Here is a 4,588-nt window from a genome sequence, read left to right as displayed (position 1 = left end):
CCCCTCTATTGCCACCGGCGACGGCGTGGCCATGGTATACCGCGCCAAAGGCCGTATAGAGAATATGGAGTTCATACAGTTCCACCCTACTGCGCTGTACCAGCCGGGGGTTAACAACTCATTCCTGATCACGGAAGCCGTGCGTGGCGATGGGGGCATATTGCGCAACATATACGGAGAGGAGTTCATGCACAAGTATGATCCCCGCCTTTCCCTGGCCCCGCGCGACATTGTAGCCCGGGCCATAGACAGTGAAATGAAGATAACCGGTACGGAATATGTGTACCTGGATTGCCGGCATATGGACCATGAAAAGTTCGTACACCACTTTCCCAATATTTATGAGAAGTGCTTGAGCATAGGTATTGATATCCGGAAGGATATGATACCTATTGCACCCTCCGCGCACTACAGCTGCGGTGGTATTAAAACCAATGAGTGGGGCCGTACCTCCATCAATAACCTGTATGCCTGCGGCGAATGTGCCAGCACCGGCCTGCACGGCGCCAACCGCCTGGCCTCCAACTCCCTGCTGGAAGCCATGGTATTTGCCCACCGCTGTTACCAGGATGCGGTTAAAAAAATAAGCTATACCGCCTTTAAACAGGATGTGCCGGACTGGAATGCTGCCGGCACCACCGCTCCCCGTGAAATGATCCTCATTACACAAAGCCTCAAGGAATTAAAGCAGATCATGAGCGATTATGTGGGTATTGTGCGTACCAATGAACGTTTGCAGCGCGCCTCACGCCGCCTGGATATTCTACACGAGGAAACAGAAGCGCTGTACCAGAAAACAGAAGTCTCACCCCAGCTATGCGAGCTGCGTAACCTGATCACCGTTGGCTACCTGATCGTGAAAGCGGCCGATTTCCGTAAAGAAAGCCGCGGCCTGCATTATAATACCGATTATCCGCATAAAGCGGCGCTGGTACAGAATATTGTGTTGTAACGTACCTTTGCGCCTCATGTATTACCTGTTGCTGATATTTGCTTACGCCATTTCACTGCTGCCCCTGTGGCTGCTGTACGGGCTAAGCGATGTGCTGTACCTGGTGGTGTACCACATAGCCGGTTACCGCCGGGCAGTGGTGCATGCCAACCTGGTACAGGCTTTCCCGGATAAAAGCCCCGGGGAAATAAAACGGCTTACCCGCAAATACTACCGCAATCTTACGGATATGATGGTGGAAACCATCAAGCTGCTGACCATAAGCCCCCGGCAGCTGCGCCGCCGCTTTGACTGCGACCTTACCGTATTACAACAGCTGTATGAGCAGGGTAAAAGCTGCCAGCTGCACCTGGGCCATAATTTTAACTGGGAGTGGGCTAACCTGTTCTGTATACAGGGCGTACAGTTCCCCTTCCTGGTGGTGTACATGCCTATTACCAATAAGGCGGTTGACCGGTTTTTCCGGCACTTCAGGGAAAGGTCCGGCAGCACGCTGCTGCCGGCAAACGATATCCGCAACGCCATGGCGCCCTGGCTGCACAAACAATACCTGATAGCCCTGGTGGCGGATCAGAACCCCGGCGATCCGCGCCGTTGTTACTGGTTCCCCTTCCTCAATAAAATGACCGCATTTTACAAGGGCCCTGAAATGAGCGCCCGCCGCAATAATATACCGGTGGTATTTGCAGATATCCGGAAAGTAAAGCGCGGTTACTACAAAGCAAGGCTAAGCCTCGAGTTTGAAAACCCGCTGGAAGTACCGGAGGGTAAGATCACCGAAGCATTTGTTCAGTTCCTGGAAAAAAACATCCGCGAGCAACCAGAGGTTTGGGTATGGAGCCACAAACGCTGGAAGCATGAGTGGAAAGGGGATTGATGTGCAGGTGTGCAAATATGCAGATGTGCAGATGAATGCCTTATCATTTACGAATACTTATATAAATAAGCACCTATAGAATAACGCAGTACCCATCTGCACATTTGCATATCTGCATATTTGCACATTGGATTAAACCGCCGGTATCTTCAGCTTTTGGCCCGGGTGTATCAGGTTTGGATCCTTGATCTGGTCTTTATTGGCTTCAAAAATATCCTTCCAGCTTACACCGGGATAATTTTTGGCGATCTTGCTCAGGCTATCGCCTGATTTCACTTCATACACCTGCTCACTGGAAGCGGCTCCCTCAGCAATACTGATGTTCATGACCACATCTGCAGAGCGCATTTCAGGATCCAGCTTTTCATACGTATCCCACAGCTGATCTTTTACCTGTGCAGAAGGTGCTGTACCGTTTATGTATAGCACATTATCCTGCTCTGTTACCTGCAGGTTGCTGATACCGGCGCTGTTAGCCTGGTCTACCAGCTGTTTATATTTGTCCTGTAAGCCCATGGCTATAAAGTTTTGATGGTTATTGCAAGGTGAGTTTGTTGTTCACTTTTTTAGGTTTGGCTTCCTGGGCAGCCTGCATGATCTTGCGCAGGTCGCTCTTTTTTGCTTTACCTTCCAGCGTTACTTCCCCATCCATAACGGAAACGGTTATACCAGAATAACCGGCTGCTTTGTAGGTCGAGTCCAGCGTGGTCTTTAGCACCTCATCCGGGTTAATGCTTACGGGTGGCGGCGTGGGCACAGGCACCTGTACGGTGATATTATTTGTTACCGACTTTACACCTTTTACATTTTTGGCGGCATCTTCCGCCGTTTGTTTGGCAGTATCATCGGTTACTTCGCCATTCAGGGTTACTACCCCATCCTTTACGGTGGCGCTTACGCCGGGGGTAGCCATCAGTTTTTCATTTACCGCCTGCTGCAGTTTGGAGTCGTTGGGTTTGCAGGCAAAAAGGAAGATGCCTGCAAACAGGCAGCAGGCCATTAGTAGTTTCTTCATGGTTAAGTATTTTATAGGAATTTAACGAATTAGGGGGTAACCGGCAACTAATTTTTGTTTTAAGTGATTGCTAATCAAGCAGAAGGAATAAGCCTTGTTAACAAACCAGGGCATGCAGCCAGTAATACAAAAAGCTGCTATCAGCGTGCAGATAAGTGTTGCCGCGGATCACACCCCGCTGCTATGCTTAACCTAATTTTACGATATGAATTAATGTGCTAATATGCTGATGTGTTGATTTATATTTACTGAATACGCAGCAAAAAGCCCTGACAGATCTTAATCCATCAGGGCCTGCTTACTGCCAATGCATACCAGCACATCAGCATATTAACACATCAGCACATTAATTCAATACATTCTTTTCCTTTACGATCTCAATTCCCTGCTCCTCTTTTATTTTAGCAAAACCACCTGTTACATTCCGCAGGTTGTGAATGCCTTCCCGTTTCAGGATAGAGCAGGCAATAATGCTGCGGTAGCCACCGGCGCAGTGTACATACAGGTTATGATTATCATCAAAATCCGCCATAGTACCGGGATCGGCCATATCGCTCAAAGTGAGGTTCTGCGCATCTTTCACGTGCCCGTCTGCATACTCTGCAGGTTTGCGCACATCCAGCACTATCAGGTTAGGATCATGCGGAATATCCATGGCCAGTTCATCGGGTTCTATGCTAATGATCAGGTCACGGTCTTCACCGGCATCAATCCAGGCCTGGTAGCCGCCTTCCAGGTAACCGCCTACATTATCAAACCCTACACGGGCCAGGCGTACTACCGTTTCTTCTTCCTGCCCCGGTGCGGTAACCAGTATAATTTCCTGGTCAAAGGGCAGCAGGCTGCCGGCCCACTCTGCAAAGCGGCCTTCCAGCCCTATGCTGATGGAGGTAGGCACAAATCCTTCTGCAAACTCATTGGCATTGCGGGTATCCAGTATCAGCACCTCATCTTTCATTTTACGCTTAAAATCCGCTACGGTTAAAGGCTTCAGGCTTTTTTCCATAATGGCCTGCAGTGCGTCATATCCTTCTTTATTGATCTTTGCATTTACCGGGAAGTAAGAGGGCGGCGCTGTAAGGTCTGTAGTTACTACCTGAATAAATTCATCTTTCTCATTAGCCAGCAGCGCGTAATTGGTGCGCTTTTCATCGCCAATGGTGCTATAGGTATCCGGTCCCAGGTTCTTGCCGCAGGCGGAGCCAGGGCCATGCGCCGGGTATACCGTTACATGATCCGGAAGCGTTTTTATTTTAGTGTTCAGTGAGTCAAACAGGAAACCGGCTAATTCTTCTTTACTCAGGTTACCGCTAAACAGGTCCGGGCGGCCTACGTCTCCGACAAAAAGTGTATCGCCGGTAAATACGCTGTGCGGCTGCTGGTTTTCATCCAGCAATAAATAACAGCAGGATTCCAACGTATGGCCGGGGGTGTGCAGCACCTTTAAGGTTATCTTCCCGATCTTAAATTGCTCTTCATCTTTTGCTAAATACACGGGGAAACCGGTTTCCGCATTAGGCCCGTATACAATAGGCGCCTTTGTGGCAGCTGCCAAATCCAGATGGCCGGAAACAAAATCAGCGTGAAAGTGCGTTTCAAAAATATATTTAATGGTTACGTTCTGTTCTCTGGCCAGCTCCAGGTAAGCATCAATATCCCTTACCGGATCTATAACGGCCGCTTCTCTATCAGAAGCAATGAAGTACGCAGCTTCCGACAAACAATTAGTATATAACTGTTTAAT

General features: G+C 49.1%; 5 protein-coding genes. 2 read left to right on the top strand and 3 right to left on the bottom strand.

Annotation, left to right across the window (positions count from 1 at the left end):
• A partial coding sequence (locus VIM87_RS12900; protein ID WP_331997392.1) for an L-aspartate oxidase occupies positions 1-952 on the top strand: 952 nt, incomplete at its 5' end.
• Between the two features lie 16 nt (positions 953-968).
• The gene (locus VIM87_RS12895; protein ID WP_331997391.1) at positions 969-1,829 is read left to right on the top strand and encodes a lysophospholipid acyltransferase family protein; all 861 of its coding nucleotides are present in this window, start codon (positions 969-971) and stop codon (positions 1,827-1,829) included.
• Between the two features lie 132 nt (positions 1,830-1,961).
• On the opposite strand, the gene VIM87_RS12890 is transcribed toward VIM87_RS12895, so the two are convergent.
• From VIM87_RS12890 to VIM87_RS12880, 3 genes are all read right to left on the bottom strand, one after another.
• Positions 1,962-2,345 (bottom strand): LysM peptidoglycan-binding domain-containing protein, encoded by a 384-nt coding sequence (locus tag VIM87_RS12890; protein ID WP_331997390.1) that lies wholly within the window; start codon positions 2,343-2,345, stop codon positions 1,962-1,964.
• Between the two features lie 19 nt (positions 2,346-2,364).
• Positions 2,365-2,844, bottom strand: coding sequence for a BON domain-containing protein (locus VIM87_RS12885; protein ID WP_331997389.1), 480 nt, complete (start codon positions 2,842-2,844; stop codon positions 2,365-2,367).
• 346 nt (positions 2,845-3,190) lie between these two features.
• Positions 3,191-4,588: MBL fold metallo-hydrolase (locus VIM87_RS12880; RefSeq protein ID WP_331997388.1), on the bottom strand; the 1,398-nt coding region annotated here is incomplete at its 5' end.

Source organism: Chitinophaga sp. (genome assembly GCF_036569125.1).
Taxonomy (GTDB): Bacteria; Bacteroidota; Bacteroidia; order Chitinophagales; family Chitinophagaceae; genus Chitinophaga.
This window is presented reverse-complemented; position numbering and strand designations above follow the sequence as displayed.